The sequence below is a fragment of the Streptosporangium sp. NPDC006930 genome, from assembly GCF_040635605.1.
In the GTDB taxonomy this organism is placed as follows: domain Bacteria; phylum Actinomycetota; class Actinomycetes; order Streptosporangiales; family Streptosporangiaceae; genus Streptosporangium.
In genome coordinates, this window is the sequence record NZ_JBEYID010000016.1 from 174,275 (window position 1) to 193,367 (window position 19,093).

21 protein-coding genes are annotated in these 19,093 nt (G+C 69.7%); 9 read left to right on the forward strand and 12 right to left on the reverse strand.

Annotated features, from left to right (window positions below; translation table 11 throughout):
• Positions 1–49: 49 nt before the first annotated feature.
• Positions 50–1,474 carry a hypothetical protein gene (locus ABZ664_RS26560; RefSeq protein WP_362515403.1) on the forward strand — a complete coding sequence of 475 codons (1,425 nt, stop codon included), beginning with the start codon at positions 50–52 and terminating at the stop codon, positions 1,472–1,474.
• 154 nt (positions 1,475–1,628) lie between these two features.
• On the opposite strand, the gene ABZ664_RS26565 is transcribed toward ABZ664_RS26560, so the two are convergent.
• Complete coding sequence (locus ABZ664_RS26565) at positions 1,629–2,168, reverse strand: hypothetical protein (protein ID WP_362515406.1); 540 nt, start codon at positions 2,166–2,168, stop codon at positions 1,629–1,631.
• A gap of 169 nt (positions 2,169–2,337) precedes the next feature.
• Here ABZ664_RS26565 and ABZ664_RS26570 point away from each other — a divergent pair, with 169 nt between their 5' ends.
• Positions 2,338–3,042, forward strand: coding sequence for a hypothetical protein (locus ABZ664_RS26570; protein WP_362515408.1), 705 nt, complete (start codon positions 2,338–2,340; stop codon positions 3,040–3,042).
• 51 nt (positions 3,043–3,093) lie between these two features.
• Here ABZ664_RS26570 and ABZ664_RS26575 read toward each other — a convergent pair whose 3' ends face one another.
• The 5 genes from ABZ664_RS26575 to ABZ664_RS26595 all read right to left on the reverse strand — a co-directional run bounded on the left by ABZ664_RS26575 (position 3,094) and on the right by ABZ664_RS26595 (position 6,946).
• Positions 3,094–3,732: a TetR family transcriptional regulator gene (locus tag ABZ664_RS26575; RefSeq protein ID WP_362515501.1), complete on the reverse strand. Its 639-nt coding sequence runs from the start codon at positions 3,730–3,732 to the stop codon at positions 3,094–3,096.
• Between the two features lie 258 nt (positions 3,733–3,990).
• A complete protein-coding gene (locus ABZ664_RS26580) occupies positions 3,991–5,097 on the reverse strand; it encodes a CapA family protein (protein WP_362515410.1) in 1,107 nt (368 codons plus the stop codon).
• Between the two features lie 282 nt (positions 5,098–5,379).
• Positions 5,380–5,562: a DUF397 domain-containing protein gene (locus ABZ664_RS26585; RefSeq protein WP_362515412.1), complete on the reverse strand. Its 183-nt coding sequence runs from the start codon at positions 5,560–5,562 to the stop codon at positions 5,380–5,382.
• 267 nt (positions 5,563–5,829) lie between these two features.
• Positions 5,830–6,036 carry a DUF397 domain-containing protein gene (locus tag ABZ664_RS26590; protein WP_362515414.1) on the reverse strand — a complete coding sequence of 69 codons (207 nt, stop codon included), beginning with the start codon at positions 6,034–6,036 and terminating at the stop codon, positions 5,830–5,832.
• A 49-nt stretch (positions 6,037–6,085) separates the two neighbouring features.
• Entirely contained in the window at positions 6,086–6,946 is an 861-nt protein-coding gene (locus tag ABZ664_RS26595; protein ID WP_362515416.1) for a helix-turn-helix transcriptional regulator, read from the reverse strand.
• 465 nt (positions 6,947–7,411) lie between these two features.
• On the opposite strand from ABZ664_RS26595, the gene ABZ664_RS26600 reads away from it, so the two are divergent.
• The 5 genes from ABZ664_RS26600 (at position 7,412) to ABZ664_RS26620 (ending at position 12,431) form a co-directional block, all read left to right on the forward strand.
• Positions 7,412–7,672 carry a hypothetical protein gene (locus ABZ664_RS26600; RefSeq protein ID WP_362515419.1) on the forward strand — a complete coding sequence of 87 codons (261 nt, stop codon included), beginning with the start codon at positions 7,412–7,414 and terminating at the stop codon, positions 7,670–7,672.
• A complete protein-coding gene (locus ABZ664_RS26605; protein WP_362515421.1) occupies positions 7,659–8,468 on the forward strand; it encodes a hypothetical protein in 810 nt (269 codons plus the stop codon). The genes ABZ664_RS26600 and ABZ664_RS26605 overlap by 14 nt, the downstream gene beginning before the upstream one ends.
• 174 nt (positions 8,469–8,642) lie before the next feature.
• Positions 8,643–10,823: a molybdopterin-dependent oxidoreductase gene (locus ABZ664_RS26610; protein WP_362515424.1), complete on the forward strand. Its 2,181-nt coding sequence runs from the start codon at positions 8,643–8,645 to the stop codon at positions 10,821–10,823.
• A gap of 101 nt (positions 10,824–10,924) precedes the next feature.
• A complete protein-coding gene (locus tag ABZ664_RS26615; protein ID WP_362515503.1) occupies positions 10,925–11,479 on the forward strand; it encodes an HD domain-containing protein in 555 nt (184 codons plus the stop codon).
• Positions 11,480–11,519: 40 nt separating this feature from the next.
• Positions 11,520–12,431, forward strand: a complete 912-nt coding sequence (locus ABZ664_RS26620) for a Rieske 2Fe-2S domain-containing protein (RefSeq protein WP_362515426.1) — start codon at positions 11,520–11,522, stop codon at positions 12,429–12,431.
• 170 nt (positions 12,432–12,601) lie between these two features.
• On the opposite strand, the gene ABZ664_RS26625 is transcribed toward ABZ664_RS26620, so the two are convergent.
• The 4 genes from ABZ664_RS26625 to ABZ664_RS26640 form a co-directional block, all read right to left on the reverse strand.
• On the reverse strand, positions 12,602–12,829 hold the full coding sequence (locus ABZ664_RS26625) for a hypothetical protein (RefSeq protein ID WP_329088968.1): 228 nt from the start codon (positions 12,827–12,829) through the stop codon (positions 12,602–12,604).
• A gap of 30 nt (positions 12,830–12,859) precedes the next feature.
• On the reverse strand, positions 12,860–13,615 hold the full coding sequence (locus tag ABZ664_RS26630; RefSeq protein WP_362515429.1) for a sulfite exporter TauE/SafE family protein: 756 nt from the start codon (positions 13,613–13,615) through the stop codon (positions 12,860–12,862).
• A 77-nt stretch (positions 13,616–13,692) separates the two neighbouring features.
• Entirely contained in the window at positions 13,693–14,649 is a 957-nt protein-coding gene (locus tag ABZ664_RS26635) for an SPFH domain-containing protein (RefSeq protein WP_362515431.1), read from the reverse strand.
• A gap of 113 nt (positions 14,650–14,762) precedes the next feature.
• Positions 14,763–15,557: an ABC transporter ATP-binding protein gene (locus tag ABZ664_RS26640; protein ID WP_350942557.1), complete on the reverse strand. Its 795-nt coding sequence runs from the start codon at positions 15,555–15,557 to the stop codon at positions 14,763–14,765.
• Between the two features lie 66 nt (positions 15,558–15,623).
• Here ABZ664_RS26640 and ABZ664_RS26645 point away from each other — a divergent pair, with 66 nt between their 5' ends.
• The gene (locus ABZ664_RS26645) at positions 15,624–16,343 is read left to right on the forward strand and encodes a hypothetical protein (RefSeq protein WP_362515433.1); all 720 of its coding nucleotides are present in this window, start codon (positions 15,624–15,626) and stop codon (positions 16,341–16,343) included.
• Positions 16,344–16,366: 23 nt separating this feature from the next.
• Here ABZ664_RS26645 and ABZ664_RS26650 read toward each other — a convergent pair whose 3' ends face one another.
• Both ABZ664_RS26650 and ABZ664_RS26655 read right to left on the reverse strand, forming a co-directional pair.
• Complete coding sequence (locus ABZ664_RS26650; protein WP_362515505.1) at positions 16,367–17,017, reverse strand: response regulator transcription factor; 651 nt, start codon at positions 17,015–17,017, stop codon at positions 16,367–16,369.
• Between the two features lie 140 nt (positions 17,018–17,157).
• Positions 17,158–18,288 (reverse strand): GAF domain-containing sensor histidine kinase, encoded by a 1,131-nt coding sequence (locus ABZ664_RS26655; protein ID WP_362515435.1) that lies wholly within the window; start codon positions 18,286–18,288, stop codon positions 17,158–17,160.
• A gap of 123 nt (positions 18,289–18,411) precedes the next feature.
• On the opposite strand from ABZ664_RS26655, the gene ABZ664_RS26660 reads away from it, so the two are divergent.
• Entirely contained in the window at positions 18,412–19,077 is a 666-nt protein-coding gene (locus ABZ664_RS26660) for an SDR family NAD(P)-dependent oxidoreductase (RefSeq protein WP_362515437.1), read from the forward strand.
• Positions 19,078–19,093 lie beyond the last annotated feature (16 nt).

Below are 19,093 nucleotides of genomic sequence, written 5' to 3' on the forward strand. Positions count from 1 at the left end.
TGTTACGTTCGGTTTTCGTCGGATTACCGAACGCAACAGGGGGATGCGAATGTCGAATTCATCACGGAACATCCGGGGAATCCTCGCGATGGCGGTGCTCACGGTCGGCGCCGGCCTCACGATGGCCTCCCCGGCGTCGGCGGAGATCGTGCCCTGCCAGGAGCAGGGCACGGCGACGGCTCTGGGAACGCCCGGACCGGTGGAGCCCGCGTGCGAGGAGACCGGCGCCGCCGGAACCGCCGCGACACCCGAGGGGGCTCCCACCACGGACAGCGCCGTCACAACATCGACGACGGACAACACCGTGACACCTCCGATCACTGACAGCACCGTGACCTCATCGATCACGGACAACAACGCGAGCCTGCCGACGACGGACAGCACCGTCACCCCGCCGACCACGGACGGCACCACGAACCTCTCGACGGACAGCACCGCGACACCACAGGCCGCAATCAGCGGCGAGGCGCCGATGACGGACAGCACCGTCACCCCGCCGACCACGGACGGCACCACGAACCTCTCGACGGACAGCACCGCGACACCACAGGCCGCGACCAGCGGCGAGGCGCCGGTGACGGTGAGCGACACGGAGCTGCCTACTCCGGGAACGCCGGTGACGGTGAACAGCGAGCAGGCGCCGGCGGCCGTGGCCGGTGCTGAGGCGCCGGTGACCGCGAACATCGGCGAGACGTCCGTGACCGCGGACCGGCTCGCACGCGTCACCGGTCTGCCCCAGCTCTCCCAGCCCTCCGCCGTGGTCGGCTTCGCCGACGCCGGGGTCCTCGGCCTGTCGAGCCTTCCCGGTCACGAGTGGACGAACTCGTGGGTGAGCATCATGGCCGAGGCACCGGAACTGCCGGGCACGCCGGGCGCCCCCGGTGACGGCATCAGCTGGCTGCGGGCCCCCGCACCGCCGGCACCCGGTGAGCTCGTCGAAGTGCCGGACGCACCGGACGCACCGGGCGCTTCGGACGCACCGGTCAACGAGCCCGCGCCTCCGATGCCCGACCTCGTCCCGGCGGAGGCCGTCACCGAGAACCTGCCGACCACGGACGCGCCCGCCGCTGACGCAACCACCACCGACGCGCCCGCTGCCGACGCAACCGCCGAGGCACCCACCACCGACGCAACCACCACGGACATGCCCGCTGCCGACGCGCCCGCCACCGAGGCACCCGCCGCAGACACCCACACTGCGGACATGCCCACCGCGAACGTGCCCGCCGCAGACGCGCCCACCGCGGACATGCCGACCGCGGACGCGCCCGCTGCCGACGCCCCCACCGCGGACATGCCCACGGTGGAGCCGCCGGCCGCTGTGCGCCCGGAGGCCCCCGTGCCGCCGGACGCCCCCGCGGCCGGCGAGGCCACGTCGGAAGGCGGCGCGAACGGCACCACGGTGCAGGGCGCCGCAGCGGCTCCCGTTCTTCCCGCGCCTGAGGGAACGCTCCCGAACCTCAACGTGGAGTAAATGCGGAGCCAGGAGGCGGTGGACCGGCCGCCGATCCGCGGATCAGCCCGCGGGTCGGCATAGATCCACCGCCGAACCATCGCGGGGGAGGGCCGTGCCTCACGGGGCACGGCCCTCCCCCGCCGCATGTCAGGTCGGCGGGACCGGGGCGCCGTCAGTGCGAGGCGTCCAGGAGGGCGTCGAGGTCGTCCTCCGGGAGACCGAGGTCCACGCGAATCCGGTAGCGGGTTCTGAGCAGGGCGATGTGCTCGCCGCTCCCCTCCACCGCCCGGTGCGCCCCCTCGGTCGCCCACTTATGGGCCTCTCCGAGGTCGCCGTAGGCGACGAGGGTCTCGGCGACCGTGAGGGCGGTGGCCGCGGTGACATCACCGACGGCGCGGATCGCCGCGATCACCTCCCTCGCCTCGTCAGGCCGTTCGAGCTCGAAGAGGGTGTCGGCGATCCCCGCCCGGGGGTCGACGCTCACCTCGCCGCCGTCGTCCACCGCCCGCTGGAAGCAGTCGAAGGCCCGGGCGGGCTGTCCGGCCTGCCGCCACTCCTCGGCGGCGAGCACGAGGATCGCCGCCCGTGATATGTCGCCGGACGCGTACGTCTCGACCAGGTCTTCGAGTCGCCGGGCCAGGTCTTCGTGATCGTCGGCCAGAAGTGCCTGCTCAAGCAATCGATCAAGTTGCTCACGTGTCACATGCGCCACATCGCGAGAGTACCGAGCGACGCTCGACCGCGTACGGCCAACGGCAGGTATTGGCCACGTTACCTTAGGCAAACGAACGACTACGCTGCGCGTTTTTCCCCAGCAAAACGGGCATATGAGCAACGACTACTGACAGAGGAGCGTGTCACGGGAAGGAGTCGCGATGGGCATGTCCAAGCAGACATCGTTCACGTTGATGCTCCTTCTGGTCTTCTCCGTGGTCGTTCCCGGGTCCGCCGGATACCTTTCGGTCAAGATGGAGGCGATCGGGCAGGCACACCGGGAGCTGGTCACCCTGGAGAACCGTATCCGTGGCGAGAGGCTCGCCGCCCGGATCAGAAAAGTCGAACGAATCTACCGGGAGAGGCGGCTCCGGCCGATCATCTCGTCCGGCCGCGAGCCCTGTGATTCCTCGGGGTGGCCTCGCGAGGAGCCGAGGACACGGCCACCCGGACTGTCCGCGGTCGTTCCCGTTCCGGTGGCGGGTACGGAACAGCGGCAGGAGAAGCGGTCGCGTGCGCGCGGACACGTCGTCAGGAAAAGCATCCCGCAGGGACAGGGACCGATTACTCGGGAACGGGACATGCGAGGGCGGGAAACGCCGGGGCAGGGTGTCCAGGAGCCCGCGCAGCAGAGGCTGACGGCGCAGGGGCGCCCCGAGGCAGGGATGGCCGGCGAGGCCGCCTTCCCCGAGCGGTGGTCCCAGCTCGAACGCCGGGGCAGACGGCACCAGGAGGGGGACGTGCCCAGCGCACCGGACGTGCTCACCGCACCGGACGCGCTCGGCGTCGAGAGCCCGCCGGAGGGCACCGGCACATCCCCCGTCGAGGCTTCCCCTTCCCTACCCCCTCAGCCCGGAACACGGGCGCGGTGACGGCTCGACCCCTCGCGCGGCCAACGCTTCATCAGGGGGTGCCGATGGCTCTCAGACCGAGACGCGGGCGAACTGGCGGTTCAGGTAGCCCCGGATGAGGCGCTTCGCCTCGGCCACGATCTCCGGGGCGCCGTTCGGATCGCGCCGGAAGGCCAGCTTGAGCACGGCGTCCCCGGCCTCGACAGCGACGAGGATCGCCAGGTCGAACTCCTCGCTGTCGGCCAGTCCGTACTCCTGCAGGAGGAGACCGCGCAACCGTCCGGCGATCACCGTGTTGTTCTCCGACGAGGCGTCGAGCAGGTTGAGGTCGACCACGTCGCCGAAGTGCAGGGACCGGAAACCCGGCACGGTCCTGTGCATCTCCACGTACTCGTCGATGATCGCGTCGACCGCGTCCCACCAGCCCTCGTAGTCCTCCAGCAGGAAGCGCCTGCCGATACGGGCGACGAACCCCTCCACGTGGCGCCGGGTCACCGCCTGGGTGATGGCTCGCTTGTCGGGAAAGAACTGGTAGACCGAACCGATCGCGACCCCCGCGCGCTCGGCGATCCTCGTGGTGGAGAGCGCGTCGTAGCCGATCTCGTCCAGCAGGTCGGCACACGCGTCGAGCATCCGCTCGACACGTCGCGCGCTCCGTCGCTGGGTGGGTTGGCGCCGCAGTGGAGCCTCTCCGTGCTCCTCGCAGGACATGGTGGACACCACACCATCTTGCCCCTCTGGCACGTCAGGGTCAGTACTTATTCACCAATCACGAGTTTTCTCCACCCCGGGGTGGACCGGACGAACCTCGCAACGTCGCATGTGAGGCGGTGTGTGAACGCCGATGGGACGTCGCCTGGCTCCTCCACCGGCGTCACGCCTCCTGCCGCACGAGACGCCCGGAACCTTTTCCGCGCCTCCTCCGGAATATCGGGAGATGTCCGGAACCTTCGCCGGGCCCGCTCCGAGTCACTCGGAGCGGGTGGGCCTGGCGGCGAGGCCGGTGCAGCCGCGCAGCGCCTTCCAGTCCGCGATCGCCTGCTGCCGCCCGGTCCCGGTGATCGGGACCGGCACCCCGCCCTGGATGGTGGCCGGGGTCCACTGGTCCTTGAGCACCCTGCGGCCGTTGATCGTCAGGGTGAGCACACCGGTCCTGCCGGTCTCCGGCCCCCAGTTGTAGAAGACGAAGTTCCCCAGACCGTAACTGACGTAGCTGTTCTTCAGGTATCCGGCACCGAGCAGGATGTGCGCGTGGCCGCCGACGACGACGTCCGCGCCGGCCGCGACCAGCTTGGGCGCCAGGCCGCGCTGCGCCTCGTTGGGGCACTTCTGCAGCTCGGTACCCCAGTGCAGATGGACGATCACGGTGTCCGAGTTCTTGCGTGCCCTGCGCACCTCCTGGAGCAGTCTCGCCTCGTTCTTCGCCGAGGCGAGGCCTCCCTGGTCGCCCGAGGCCGTCCACGCCTGGATGAACTCCGCGTCCAGCACCTGGGTCGCGCCGATGACGGCGACACGGTTGCCGTTCACGGTCGTCCGCCACGGCTTGTACGCCTCGGCCTCGTTCCTGCCCACACCCACGACTGGGAACTTGGACCGTTTGATGGCGGCGAGAGAGTCCGTCAGCCCGCTCTGCATGTAGTCCATGCCGTGGTTGTTCGCGAGGGAGGCGACGTCCACCCCGGCCGCCTTCAGCGCGGTGAGCGCCGTCGCCGGGGCACGGAAGGTGTACTGCTTGCCGGGGGCCGGGGTGCCGCCGGTGGTGATCGCCGTCTCCAGATTGATCATCGCCAGGTCGGAGCTTCTCAGCACCTTGGCGATCGGGCCGAGCGCGGTCTTCGGATCGGCGTTCAGCCGGTTTCGCAGCACGCCCTCGAAGTGCACATCCCCGCCGAAGGAGATGGTGTACGGCTTGCGCTCGGGCGTGGGGGTGGCCTCGGCCGGTTCGGTGGGCTTCTTCACGGCGTCGGAGGACGGTTCGGGGGCGGCCGACTCGGCCGCGGAGCAGGCCGCGAGAAGCACGGCTGAGGCGGTGACCGCGGCGACCAGGGCGAGGCGGCGAGCTGTGTACGTGTCCATCGGTATCCGAGGATGCCATCTCGTCCATCCCCGTGTCACAACTCGCGCCGCCGGATTCGTTTCCGCGAAAAGCCGGAGCCGGTCGCCGGTGCCCGGCGTCGCGGGCCGTCCGGACAGGGTGTTCCGGGGCCGCCTGTCCTCGCACGGCTCGCTTCTCCCTCGGAAGAACGTGGGCCCTACGGCTGTCCTACCGCCTCAGGTGGCCGTCCGGACTGTTCCCTGGAACACGAAAGGGGGCTGTCCCGCCGTTGGGCAAGCCCCCGGTCCTGAAAGGACGGTCACTCAGAGATCGAAGTCTCCGCTCTTCACCGCCGCGACGAACGCGCTCCACCCGGTCGTGCCGAAGAGCAGCACCGGTCCGCGCCTGTCCTTGCTGTCTCTGACCGCGAACCCTTCGTCGGCCAGGCGGGCCACCTCAACGCAGTTGCCACTCGCGGCACTGAGCCCACTCTTTCGCCAGATCACTCCACATTGGTAAATATCGGACATATCTCACCTCCTCTCCCATAGATAGCCATAGGGCACCTTAAGAATGAAGGCGTGATGGAAAACGTGCAAGGTATTGGACATGTCCAGATAGGGCACCATGTCCGGCGCGCTCCCCCGGTGTGCGATGATTCTCCCCTGCTCCACCGGCGGGCGGTCAATCCATCCGGTGAGCAGAGCCAATGAAACGCGGTAATCGCAGCGGGGCGGCTCTTTTTCTCCAGGCGAGCACTGGAGCCGCTTCTGCTATATGTCGAACTCTCCGTCCTTCACTCCGCCGACGAATGCCTTCCACTCATCGGGAGTGAAGACCAGCACGGGCCCGGATCCGTTCTTGCTGTCCCGGACCCCTACGCCGCCTCCGCTCAGCGTCGCCACTTCGACGCAATTGCCGTTCGGAGAGCTGTGCGCGCTCTTCTTCCACATCGCACCGCTGAAATCAGTCACGTTCATTTTTTCTTTCCATAAAAATGACGGTAGTCGCCGGTTGCCAAGCCGGTCGCTACCTGCCCCAATGCTCGCTTACCTCTTTGATCAGTTCCTGCGAGCCGACCTCTGGAAGAGCACGTTCCATCAAATGCTCAAAGGCACGCTCATACCCGTACACTTTTTCCACATCATCCACGTACCGTCCACCGAAAAGCGATTCAAGGTAGACCGTGTCCGGAAAATCGGAAAAAGTGAGGTGCACGAACGGTCCCGTGGACACCGGTGGCGGAACATCCTTGGAAAGAATTCTCATATCTACGTGTTCCAGCTCCGACACCTCGATCAGGTGTCGCAGCTGATCTCGCATGACGCGAGCGTCGCCGTACTGACTTTTCAACACGGATTCGTTGAACACCGCCAGCAGGGTCAGCGGTCTGGAGTCGTACAGCAACGTACGCTGACGCGCCATCCGCACCTCGACCCGATCCTGGAACCAACTCGACGGCACCTGGCTCGCATGCTGCCCCACCGAGATGACCGCACGAGCGTATTCCTCTGTCTGGAGAAGCCCCGGCACGATCTGGGGTTCCCAGTTACGCATCTCAGTGGCCTCCGCCTCCATCCCGATGAGCGTGATGTAGTCATCGGGAACGGAGTTTCGATATCTCTCCCACCAGCCCTTCCTGGAGGCCTCGCGCCGTAGCGCGACCAGGGTCTCCCTGAGCCGCTCGTCTACGCCGTAAAGCTCGGCGAGCGCCTCGACGTCCGCCTCCTTGGCCAGCGTCTTGGCGGTCTCTATCCGGCTGACCTTCGCGGTCGACCACCCCAGGCGACCCGACACCTCGTCGCCCGTCATGTTCAGGCCTTCGCGGAGCCGGCGCAGCTCCATGCCCAGCCGACGCTGACGGAGCGCTGGACTGCCACGTTCCGACATCACGACCTCCTCACCATGACGGGCGAGCGGCTGTCACGGCCTCAACAGGAACTCGATGAATAGTAGTGCAAATTACACCGATGGTTGCAGTGCATCTGCGGAAGTTTATTGCTTTTTTCCTTACGGCAAGTCTTGCCGCCAAATCTATGCTGAGCGACTATCAGAACAGGAAGGTCCTCGCAAGATCGGGGGAGCCACCGGTGATCATCCGGAGGGCGTCTTCGAGGGCATTCGTGAGCCGCGGGTGTGAAACAGACACGCGGCTCTTCGGCAACGGCGCCGTCTTCGAAGAAACGGAGTTGACACGGGGAGGCCGACAGGGGAGCAGCGGTAATCGGCCGGCGACGGCCCAAAGTCGCACGCACTCAAGAAAGTGTCCTGACCGGACACAAAAAACACCGGGTCGGCGGCCACCGACCCGGTTGGCACAAGAACTCCGCGTCAAAGCCACGAAGGGAGTCTCCTATGTCCTTCCACCGTACCAACAGAACCCACGGAATCAAGACCTTCATCCTCGACCTGATCTATGTGACCGACCGAGAGCTCTGCATGGACCAGGACGAGTGGGCCTACCGGCTCGGCTGGAGCGTGACCCGGACCGGTTTCGGGGCCAGGCACTACCGCGAGCCGCGGTTCGACCTCCTCAGGGCCGAGCGGACGGCCACCCCCGCCCTCACCCTGGCGCCCGTCCACGACAAGGGGGCGGGCGGCGATGTCGCGGCGTGATCTCCGCGGCAGCCGCTACGGCCACCCCGGCGGCCGTCCTCCCAGCCGTGCGGGGCTCATCGTCCGGCTGTGGCGCTGGCGGACGGAGGTCCTCCTGCTCGCCGTCGCCTCGTTCCTCATGGTCATCGTGGTCCTCTCGCTCCGCGAGGGCGACTGGTGGCCGTTTCTCGTTGTGCTCTGCGCCGCCGTCGCCCCCGCGGCCTCCGGCTTCGGGAGAAACTGGGTGACGGCACATGTGTGGTGCCTGGTCTCCCGGCACCGCCTCCAACGGGCGTGCGCGGAGACCGGGATACACACCCGCTTCGGCAGGCTGCCGCTGATCCTGTGGATCACCCCCACCGCCGACGGGGAGAAGGCGCTCGTCCTCGCCAGGGCGGGAACCTGCGCCGAGGACTTCGACGCCTTTTCCGCCGAGATCGCGGCGGCGTGCTACGCCCGCGACGCCGTGGTGTCCCGGCACCTCAGGTGGGGGAACCTGCTGACGGTCGAGATCATCCGCGGGGGCGAGGTCTCCGGTCCCCCGGTGGGTCTCGACCGGCTCTACGGGCGGACGAACTGGGTGTGCCTGCGGGCCGGCCACGCCACGGAGACCGACCGTGCCGCGGAGGCCCTCCATGCGGCAGAGGCCCGCCGTGCCACGGAGACCGGCCGGACCACGGAGACCGGCCACCCCCGACAGGCCCGCCGCACCACAGAGGAGGAGCCCGATATCCACCGCGCCACCGTCCCGTTCTCCGGACCCGGCGAGTTGCCCGGATCCGGCGAGCTTCCCGGGAGGCGCCGACAGGCCGCGTGAACCTCCACCCGGCCGCGAAGGAAAGCCCCGGAGCCCAGGCGGTTTCAAGGGGTCGTCGCGACTCCTCGGATCGAGATGTCGCGACGACCACGTGAATCCAAGCCACGCTCCGGGGCTTTCCCCGTGCCGGACCGACGGCCATGATGAGTTCATTCGCCGAACCCAGGAGCGCCGATGAGAACAGCCCACAGGACCTGCCCCCTCTGCGAGGCCGTCTGCGGCCTCCGGCTCACCCTCGACGACGCCGGACACGTCACCTCGGTCAAAGGCGACCCGGACGACCCCTTCTCCAGGGGTTTCGTCTGTCCCAAGGGCGCGAGCCTGGGCCGCCTCGACGAGGACCCCGACCGGCTCGGCGTCCCGATGATCCGTACGGGTGAGGAGTGGCGCGAAGCGTCCTGGGAGGAGGCGTTCCGCGCGGTCGAGGAGGGCCTCGGCGGGGTGATCGACGCCCACGGCCGCGGTTCGCTCGCCGTCTACCTCGGCAATCCGAACGCCCACTCCATGGCGGGAGCCCTGTACGGCGGGCCGCTGATCCGCGCCCTCGGCACCCGCAACGTCTTCTCCGCGAGCACCGTCGACCAGATGCCCAAGCACGTCTCCTGCGGTCTGATGCTCGGCGACCCGATGGCGATCGCGGTGCCCGACCTGGACCGTACCGACCACCTGCTGATGCTCGGCGCCAACCCGCTGGAGTCCAACGGCTCGCTCTGCACCGCCCCCGACTTCCCCGGCCGTCTCAAGGCGCTGCGCGGGCGCGGCGGCAAACTCGTGGTCGTCGACCCGCGCCGCACCCGCACCGCCGCCCTCGCCGACGAGCACCTGTTCGTACGCCCGGGCATGGACGCCTACCTGCTGTTCGGCATCGTCCACACCCTCCTCGCCGAGGACCTCACCTCGGTTGGCGCCGACATCGGCGGCATCGGGATCGACGGGCTGGAGGAGTTGAGGCGGCTGGCACAGGACTTCGCCCCCGAGGTCGTGGCCCCGATGTGCGGGATACCGGCCGGGGAGATCGTACGGCTGGCGCGCGAGCTGGCGGCGGCCCCGACGGCCGCCGTCTACGCCCGCATCGGCACCTGCACCGCCGAGTTCGGCACCGTCGCGCAGTGGCTGGTCGACGTCGTCAACATCCTGACCGGCAACTTCGACCGTCCCGGCGGGGTGATGTTCGCGAAGACCGCCGTGGAGAACGGCCGCCGGAGCAGGCCGTACGTCACGGGACGCTGGCACAGCCGCGTCCGGGGGTTGCCGGAGGCGAACGGCGAGATCCCGGTGGCCACCCTCGCCGACGAGATCGAGACGCCGGGAGAGGGGCAGGTCAGGGGGCTGGTCGTGGTGGCCGGCAATCCGGTGCTGTCGGCGCCGGGCGGACCCCGGCTGGACCGGGCCTTCCGCGACCTGGAGTTCATGGTCTGCGTGGACCCGTACCTGAACGAGACCACCCGGCACGCGAACGTGATCCTGCCGCCGCCGCGCGTGACGCAGTCGCCGCACTACGACCTGACGCTGCTCGCCTTCGCGGTCCGCAACTACGCGAGGTTCTCCCCGCCGGTCCTGCCGCTGGAGCCGGGACGTCCGTCGGAGGCCGAGATCATGGCACGGCTGGCGATGATCGCCTCGGGTCAGGGCGCGGACGCCGATCCGGCCCTGCTCGACGAGCTGATCCTCGACCGGATGCTCCGAAGGGCCGTCGAGACGCCCGGATCTCCGGTGCAGGGCGCGGACCCCGCCGAGCTGCGCGCCTCCCTGGACGGCGGCAGCGGGGCGGAGAGGCGGCTGGACGCCATGCTCAGGCTCGGACCGTACGGACTCTCCCTGGCCACTCTCCTGGCGAACCCGCACGGCATCGACCTGGGAGCGCTGGAGCCCCGGCTGGCGGAGATCGTCCGTACGGCCTCGGGACGGGTGGAGCTCGCCCCGCCACAACTGGTCGAGGACGCCGCGCGGCTGCGCGAGCGGCTCGCCGTCCCGCCCGCGGAGATCGTGCTGATCGGACGGCGCCACCTGCGTTCCAACAACAGCTGGCTGCACAACGTGGGACCGCTGGTCGGCGGGACCAACCGGTGCACCCTGCAGATCAACCCGGACGACGTGAGCAGGCTCGGGCTGGGCGAGCACGCCGTGGTGCGCTCGGCCGCCGGAGAGCTGGTCGTGCCGCTTGAGCCGACCGACACGATCATGCCGGGGGTGGTGAGCCTGCCCCACGGATGGGGGCACTCCGGCACCTCGCAACCGGTGGCAGCCAAGCACGCGGGAGTGAACGCGAACACGCTGACAGATGATTCCGTCGTGGACATACCCTCGGGAAACGCCGTGTTCAACGGGGTTCCCGTCACCCTCGGCCGGGCGTGATCCCATGATCGCTCGGAAAAGCGGGATCGACGCGCATTAGGCTTGCGCGCGTGACCACCCCTCCAGCACAGGACCGTCTGCACGCTCAGCTCACCTTCGCCATGGAGATCGACAAGCTCAGACGCATCGTCCGCCGCAACACCCTCATGGACGGGTCGCGGCGTGAGAACGACGCCGAGCATTCCTGGTACGTGGGCATGCTGGCGATGGTCTTGGCCGAGCACGCACCACCGGGCGTCGATCTCGACAGGGTCGTCGCGATGCTGCTTGTCCACGACATCGTCGAGATCGACGCGGGAGACACGTTCATCTACGACGCCTCGGCCGTCGAAGCCCAGCTGGACATCGAGCGCAAGGCCGCCGACCGGATCTTCGGGCTGCTCCCCTGCGACCAGGCCGCGCGGTTGCGCGAGCTCTGGGACGAGTTCGAGGAACGCAGGACACCGGAGGCCAGGTTCGCCAAGGCCCTCGACCGGATCGCCCCCATCATGGCCAACCACCACAACGAGGGCGGCACCTGGTCGCTGTACAAGGTGACGGCCGAGCAGGTGCTGGAGAAGGTGAAAATCATCGAGGAGGGATCGGCGACACTGGGCGCCTACGCCACCGAGATCATCGCCCTCTCCGTCAGCCGAGGGCATTTGGCGCGTGCATAACGCCGTTCTCGGGTAGGTCCCTATGGTCAAGGAGGGGGCAATGGTGAAGGAAACTGTCAAAACAGGGCGTCGGACCAGGCGTCTGGTGTCCGGGGTCGAGCTCACCGATCGGATCGAGCGCTCGCCCAAGGCCGACAGACCGATCCGCGTGCTCGCCAAGGCCGTGCGCCGGCGGATCGGTCCAGGACCGCTGCGTGACCTGCTTCACGGGGTGCCGATCGGCAAACCGCTGCATCCACCGCTCGCCAACGTCAGCCTGGGTCTCTGGACGGCGACGGCGGTGCTCGACGTGACCCGCGCCGATCCGCGGGCGTCGCGGATGCTGGTCGCGGGCGGGCTCGCGGCCGCGATGCCCGCGATGGCGGCGGGCATCACCGACTGGTCGGCGCTCCACCGTGAGCAGCAACGGGTGGGGTTCGTGCACGCGATCGCCAACCTGACCGCTTTCGGGCTCTACGCGGGTTCGCTGGTGTTGCGGATGGCCGGGCGTGACCAGACCGGGCGGGTGCTGTCGTTCGCCGGGCTGAGTGCCGCGAGCGTGGGCGGCTACCTCGGCGGCCACCTCGCCTACCGGCAGGCGGCCGGGGCGAACCACGCCGAGTCCGTCGCCCACCTGGTCCCGCTGGGCTGGCACGACCTGTGCGACGTCGGCGACCTGCCGGACGGGCGCCCGGTGACGCGGAGGCTGGGTTACATCGATCTGTTCGTGCTGCGCGTCGGCGCGAACGTCACGGTGCTCGCCGACCAGTGCGCACACCTGGCGGGTCCGCTCCACCAGGGGCGCCTGATCTCGGAGGGAGGGACCGCCTGCGTGGTCTGCCCGTGGCACGGGAGCACCTTCAGGCTCTCCGACGGAGCCGTCGTACACGGCCCGGCCACCGCTCCCCAGCCGTCCTTCGAGACCCGGATCCGCCGCGACGGGATGCTCCAGGTCCGTCCCGCGCAGACCTGACCGGGCACCCGCGAGAACAAGTCCACGCCCGTCTCCAGGACCTGGTAGGAAACCCGGGGACGTGTCCGGGCGCGGCGAACCCGGGTCCGGGCGGGCGCTGCGCCCCGCCCAGGCGTGACCGTACGTCCCACCCGGGCGTGACGAGAACCGGCTCCCGCCGTCGGCCCGGCCTAGGCCGGCTTGCCGTCGGCGGGGTGTTCGACCAGGGCGAGAATACGGCTGGACATGAAGCGGGCGGTACGCACGGCCGTTCCGCTTCGGGTGACCTCGCTCACCTCGACAACGCCGCCTCGGGCGTTGGCCACCTCAACGCGGCGCCCCGCTCTGGTGGCGCTGACCTCGTAGGTACGGGAACTGTCTCCTGCGTCGATGACAACCTCGACTTTGTCACCTTTCATACCTGAATAAGTACCCGGTAGCAGGCAGGTTCACCCGTACACCAGTTTGACTATCGCCACTATTCCGACGCACACCACGAACCAGCGCAGCACCGGGGCCGGCAGTCGCCTGCCGATCTTCGCGCCGAGGAAACCGCCGATCGCGGCGCCCAGCGCCACCATCAGGGCCGCCAGCCAGTCGACCTCCGCGACCACGATGAACAGCAGCGCGGCGCACGCGTTGACCAGCAGCGCGAGCACGTTCTTGGCCGCGTTGATCCGCTGCAGGCCCTCGTCGAGGAAACTGCCCATCAGCCCGATGAGCAGCACTCCCTGGGCCGCGCCGAAGTAGCCGCCGTACATGCCGCACACGAGAACGCCACCCCAGAGCCAGGGGCCGCCGTGCGGATAGGGGTGCTCCCGTCTGGCGCTCAGCCAGCTGTTGAGCCTCGGCTGGATCACCACCAGCACGCACGCCATGGCGATCAGGACGGGCACGACGATGTCGAACGTCTCCGCGGGAAGGTAGAGCAGGAGCACCCCGCCGATCATCGCCCCGACCAGCGCGGGAACCCCCAGCCTGATCAGCCGCGGGCGCTGCCCCCTCAGCTCCTCCCGGTAGCCGAACGCGCCGGTCAGCGACCCCGGGACCAGGCCCACGGTGTTGGAGACGTTCGCGATGACCGGTGGCATGCCCAGCGCGACCATCGTCGGGAACGTGATCAGAGACCCGGAACCGACGACGGCGTTGATGCCCCCCGCCCCGACGCCGGCCACGAAGATCGCGACCGCCTCCCACGGTGTCATGCGCTTCCCCTCACTCGTCAGGCTCGCGCCCATAGGCAGGTGCACGGCCCTCACCGGATGGTAGGAGGAGATCGAGATCATCCGGTGGCGGGGGTGTCCTTAACGTCGGAAACGCCCTCCTCGCCCGGGGCCTCGTCCCTGTCCGGGAGAAGGTCCGCGAGGCTTTCGAGGGTCCGCCTCAGGTCCGGCGGGACGATCCACAACCTGCCCGCGTCCCCCCTGGCGATCTCGGGGAGCGCCCGCAGATATTCGTGGGCGAGAAGCTCCGGGTCGGGCCTGCCGTCACGGGCGGCGCGAAAAAGCATGTCGATCGCGTCGGCCTCCCCCCTGGCCCGCGTCGCCCTGGCCTCGGCATCGGCCCGCGCCCTGAGCACGGTCGCCTCCGCCTCGCCGCGAGCGGCCAGTACGGCGGCCTTTCTCCGCCCCTCGGCGGCGAGGACGGCCGCCTGCTTCTCCCCCTCGGCCGCGAGCAGCGCGGCCCGCCTGTCGCGGTCGGCGCGGTAGTGCCTCTCCATCGCCTCCTGGATCGAGACGGGCGGGTCGATCGTCTTCACCTCGACCCGGCTGGCCCGCAGACCCCATCCGCCCGCCGCGTCGTCGAGCGCCCGGCGCAGCTCGGTGCCGATCTCCTCGCGGGAGGCCAGCACGCGGTCCACACTCATCCCGCCGACCACGTCGCACAGCGTGGTCGCGACGAACTGCTCGACGGCGACCAGGAAGTTGGCGATCTCGTAGGTCGCCGCGCGGGCGTCGGTCACCTGGAAGGAGACGGCCGTGTCGACCGAGACGACGAGGTTGTCGGAGGTGACGACCGCCTGCGGCGGGAAGGCGACGACCTGCTCACGGAGGTCGACCATGTCCTTGATCCGGTCGATGAACGGCACTACGAGGTTCAGCCCGGGACCGAGCGTCCTGTGGTAGCGCCCCAACCGCTCCACGACACCCGCCGTGGCGTGCGGCACGACGCGAACCATCCGATGGACGGCGAAAGCCGCCACGACCACGATGACGAGTGCGGCGACAAGCGCTTCCATGAACCACCCCGGGCGGTCGAGTCACGTGGAACTCTTGACCCGGCAGGATATTTGCTTTTCCCTTCACCGGCCTTTGAACGACCGAAACGATCTCGGAACCTCTCAGGGCTCTCTCAGAGCTGGTGCGCCCGCGCGTACCAGCGACCCTCGCGCCCCCGATCCAGGGTGAGCGGGACGCTGAAGGTGTGCGACAGGTTCTCCGCGGTCATCACCTGGTCGATCGGGCCCTGAGCCACCACCGAGCCGTGCCGGAGCAGCAGGGCGTGGGTGAACCCACTGGGCACCTCCTCCACATGGTGGGTGACCAGCACCATGGTCGGCGCCTTCGGGTCGTGCGCGAAGGTCGCCAGGCGGCGGACCAGGTCTTCGCGCCCGCCCAGGTCGAGGCCCGCGGCCGGTTCGTCCAGCAGCAGCAGCTCCGGGTCGGGCATGAGCGCGCGGGCGATCTGGACCCGCTTGCGCTCCCCCTCCGACAGCGTGTTGAAGCGGCGCCGGATCAGGTGGGCGCAGCCGAGCTGGTCGATCAGCTCGACGGCACGCGTGACGTCGTGGGAGTCGTACTCCTCCGTCCAGCGGCCGAGGATGGCGTACGAGGCCGTGAGAACCAGATCGATGACCTTCTCGTCCGGCGGCACCTTCTCCGCCAGCGCGGCGCTCGCGAGCCCGATGCGGGGCCGCAGCTCGAAGACGTCACTCTGGCCGAGCCGCTCGCCAAGGATCTCGACGACGCCCTCGGTGGGGAACAGCATCGCCCCGACCACCTGCAGCAACGTCGTCTTTCCCGCGCCGTTGGGGCCGATGACGACCCACCGCTCGTCCTCGTGAACGGTCCAGTCGATCTCCCGCAGCAGGACCGCTCCGTCCCTGCGGACGGTGACGTCCTGTAGCCGAAGCACCTGACCGCCCATCCCTTACGCCTCCTTGTGAATCGCTCGAACAAAACCTATTGCAGGACAAGCGCATATCGTGGATCGGTGCACCCTGATTCACCGATCTCGGCCACCCTGGTCTGCTGGGGCAACGCCTGGCTCGCCGGACAGGTCGGCCTCGACGAGGCCGCCGACCGCGTGGAGCGGCAGGCAGGCCCCCAACTCGTCGCCGGCGAGACCGGCGACCTCGCCCTCCGCGGATTCCTCGCCGACCTGCGGATCGAGGGCATGAAATCGCTGCGACTGGCCCTTCCCGTCGCGGGCGACCCACTCGGTCTCACCGGACCGCCCCCTTTCAACTCCGCGGCCATCGAGGCCGGGCAGGCGGCGACAGCCGTGCTTCCCGACAGATGTCTCGGCCTGATCCCGGTAAACGACCGCCGCGGGTCATCGTACGCCGGGGTTCGCTGGACCGTGCTGGAGGCCCGTACCGCGGCCCCCGACCTGCCCTCCCTCGCCGAGGCCGAGCACGAGCTGACCCGCGCGATGCGGGTGGCCACCGACGCCCTGCTCGGCGTGGAGGGTCCGGCCCAGGGCCACCGGCGGCTGGAGATCGTGGACGACGGCCTGGCCCCCGGCTACCCCGCCAGGGCCCACCGGGTCGCCGCCCTCGCCGCCCGCCTCGCCGCGGTGCTCCGCGTCGCCGACGACCGCGGGCTCACCTCGGGCCAGATCGCCGTACGCGGTGGGGCCCTGCGTGAGCTCGACCGCGCGGTGCGCCGGGCCAGGGTGGTCGCCCACCACGCCATCACCGAGCTGGTCTGAGGGCCGGGCCACCGGGACCACCGTCAGGCCAGACCGTTTCTCACCGCGTAGAGAGCGGCCTGGGTCCTGTCCTGCACGCCCAGCTTCATCAGCACGCTGGAGACATGGGTCTTCACCGTCTTCTCCGCCACCGCGAGCTGCCTGGCGATCTCCCGGTTGGAACGGCCCGAGGCGATCAACGCGAGCACCTCGCGCTCCCGATCGGTCAGCGGCGCCACATACCTGTCCTCCTGTCCGCCCTCCCTCGCGACCCGGACGGGTTCGGGACCGGCCAGCATCGCCTCGGCGGCCTCGGGGGCGAGCAGCACCTGGCCGCCGTACACCGCCCGGATCGCGCGTACGAGCGCGACCGGTTCGACGTCCTTGTAGAGGAAGCCCGCCGCGCCCGCTCGCATCGCCGGGGCCACGTCGCCCCTGTCGCTCACCGAGGTCAGCACGAGCACCCTCGGCGACAGCCCTCGCTCGCCCAGCAGCAGCAGCGCGCCGAGCCCGTCGAGCACCGGCATCTTCAGGTCGAGCAGCAGCACGTCGGGGGCGAGAGACTCCACCAGGGCGACCGCCTCGGCGCCGTCGGCGGCCTCGCCGACCACGTCGAGATCCTCCTGCAGGTCCAGGAAGGTGCGAAGGCCCTGCCTCACGACCGGGTGGTCGTCGGCGATCAGGACGCGGATCACCCGGTCGTCGCCGTCAGGACCGCGTACGGCCGGCCCCGAGGACTCACCCGGCCGACGGACCGAACGATCATCGTCAGGACCGCGTACGGCCGACTCCCCCTGACGACGGGTCAAACGATCATCCTTCTCCGCACCACGGGTCACGCGGGCACCTCCAGTCGGACGAGTGTGCCCCGTCCCGGCTCCGAGGTCACCCGCACGTCGCCGCCGACGGCCTCCGCCCTGTCGCCCATCGAGGCGATTCCCAGACCTCTCCCCGCGGCGGCGGTCACGTCGAAACCGGCCCCGTCGTCACTCACCTCAAGAACCACGCGCCCGCCCTCGCAGCCCAGCCGCACCTCGACCGCACGCGCCGCCGAGTGTCTGGAGGCGTTGTGCAGCGCCTCCTGGGCCACTCGCAGGACGGCCACCTCGATCACCGGTTCGAGCTCGCACACCGGAGACTCCTCGAACGAGAACGAGGCCGGGTGCAGCCGGTCGAGCAGGCGGACATGCTTGCGGAGCGTCTCGGCCAGGCCGTGCCGGTCGAGTTCGGCCGGGCGGAGTTCCACGATCACCGCGCGCAGCTCGGCCAGCGCCTCTCCCGCCAGCCGTTCCACCTGGCCGAGCTCCCGCAGCGCCCGCACGGGATCGTCGACGACCAGCGACGCGGCGGCCTGCGCGGTGAGGCGCAGCGAGAACAGCTTCTGGGTCACCGCGTCGTGCAGCTCCCTCGCCATCCGGGTGCGCTCCTCCACCAGCGTGAGCTCCCGGCCGCGCTCGTACAGGCGGGCGTTGGTGAGGGCGATCGCGGCGTGCGCGGCGAACATGGTGAGCAGCCGCTGGTCGGCCTCGGTGAAGCCTCCGGGGGCACGCTTGTTGGACAGGAAGATGATGCCGAGCACCTCGTCCCCGTCGAGTATCGGCACCCCGAGGAAGTCCTTGAGCACCGGATGGGCTCGCGGCCAGTATTCGAACCTGGGGTCCCTGCGGATGTCGGGCAGCCGGACCGGCGTGCCCTCGCGCAGCATCGCGCCGAGCATGCCGTGCTGGCGGGGCATGGGCCCGATCGCGTCCCACTGCTCGTCGGAGATGCCCTCGGCGACGAACTCGGCGAACGCCCCCTGGTCGTCGGGCACGCCCAGGGCGGCGTAGCGTGCGTCCAGCAACCGTCGCGCCGACCGCACGATCACCTGGAGCACCTCCCGCACCGACAGGTGCCTTGTCACCGCGAGGACGGCCGAGCTCACCGCGTGCAGCACGGCGTCCCTGCCCTCGCTCTCGGAGTTCACGAGACGACTCTAGGCGGCGGTGGAGGCCCGCCGCCTACTCCATCGGTCCTAGGCCCATCGGCCCACCTCCGGCAGGGTCCGGCGGCCGATGTACGACGGGCGCGCGGCTCCTAGCGTCGAGGCATGACGAAGACCGCACTCATCACCGGCGCCTCCCGTGGCCTCGGCCTGGCACTCGCCCGCTCCCTCGCCGCCGACGGCTGGCGGCTCATCCTCACCGCGCGGGGCGAGGACGCGCTGCGATCCGCCGCGGACGAGCTCGGCGCCCTCGCCCTGGCCGGAGACGTCACCGACCCCGCCCACCGGGATCGGCTGGCGCGGGTCGTACAGGAACACGGCGGGCTGGACCTGCTGGTCAACAACGCCTCAGGGCTGGGCGCGGTCCCGCTGCCGCCGCTGGCGGGATACCCGCTCGACACGCTCCAGGAGCTGTTCCAGGCCAACGTACTGGCCCCGCTGGCACTGATCCAGGCGAACCTGCGCGGGCTCAGGGAGCGGCGCGGCGCGATCGTGAACATCTCCTCCGACGCGGCGGTGGAGGCGTACGAGGGCTGGGGCGGGTACGGCGCGACCAAGGCCGCCCTGGAGCGGCTCTCCCACGTGCTGGCCGTCGAGGAACCCGACGTCGCGGTCTGGTGGGTCGATCCGGGCGAGATGTCCACCGCCATGCTCGCCGACGCCGTCGGCGCCAAGGAGGCCGAACAGGCCCCGGCCCCCGCGACCGTCGTTCCCACCCTGCGGCGGCTGATCGCCGACCGCCCGGACAGCGGCCGGGTGAGGCACGGATGAACGGGCGGGTCACCGA

Bases quoted from the DNA above. Each gene is read 5' to 3' on its own strand.
- ABZ664_RS26560 (WP_362515403.1), top strand. From the start codon at position 50: ATGTCGAATTCATCACGGAACATCCGGGGAATCCTCGCGATGGCGGTG.
- ABZ664_RS26570 (WP_362515408.1), top strand. From the start codon at position 2,338: ATGTCCAAGCAGACATCGTTCACGTTGATGCTCCTTCTGGTCTTCTCC.
- ABZ664_RS26575 (WP_362515501.1), bottom strand. From the start codon at position 3,732: ATGTCCTGCGAGGAGCACGGAGAGGCTCCACTGCGGCGCCAACCCACC.
- ABZ664_RS26580 (WP_362515410.1), bottom strand. From the start codon at position 5,097: ATGGACACGTACACAGCTCGCCGCCTCGCCCTGGTCGCCGCGGTCACC.
- ABZ664_RS26590 (WP_362515414.1), bottom strand. From the start codon at position 6,036: ATGAACGTGACTGATTTCAGCGGTGCGATGTGGAAGAAGAGCGCGCAC.
- ABZ664_RS26595 (WP_362515416.1), bottom strand. From the start codon at position 6,946: ATGTCGGAACGTGGCAGTCCAGCGCTCCGTCAGCGTCGGCTGGGCATG.
- ABZ664_RS26600 (WP_362515419.1), top strand. From the start codon at position 7,412: ATGTCCTTCCACCGTACCAACAGAACCCACGGAATCAAGACCTTCATC.
- ABZ664_RS26605 (WP_362515421.1), top strand. From the start codon at position 7,659: ATGTCGCGGCGTGATCTCCGCGGCAGCCGCTACGGCCACCCCGGCGGC.
- ABZ664_RS26610 (WP_362515424.1), top strand. From the start codon at position 8,643: ATGAGAACAGCCCACAGGACCTGCCCCCTCTGCGAGGCCGTCTGCGGC.
- ABZ664_RS26615 (WP_362515503.1), top strand. From the start codon at position 10,925: ATGGAGATCGACAAGCTCAGACGCATCGTCCGCCGCAACACCCTCATG.
- ABZ664_RS26620 (WP_362515426.1), top strand. From the start codon at position 11,520: ATGGTGAAGGAAACTGTCAAAACAGGGCGTCGGACCAGGCGTCTGGTG.
- ABZ664_RS26625 (WP_329088968.1), bottom strand. From the start codon at position 12,829: ATGAAAGGTGACAAAGTCGAGGTTGTCATCGACGCAGGAGACAGTTCC.
- ABZ664_RS26630 (WP_362515429.1), bottom strand. From the start codon at position 13,615: ATGACACCGTGGGAGGCGGTCGCGATCTTCGTGGCCGGCGTCGGGGCG.
- ABZ664_RS26635 (WP_362515431.1), bottom strand. From the start codon at position 14,649: ATGGAAGCGCTTGTCGCCGCACTCGTCATCGTGGTCGTGGCGGCTTTC.
- ABZ664_RS26640 (WP_350942557.1), bottom strand. From the start codon at position 15,557: ATGGGCGGTCAGGTGCTTCGGCTACAGGACGTCACCGTCCGCAGGGAC.
- ABZ664_RS26660 (WP_362515437.1), top strand. From the start codon at position 18,412: ATGACGAAGACCGCACTCATCACCGGCGCCTCCCGTGGCCTCGGCCTG.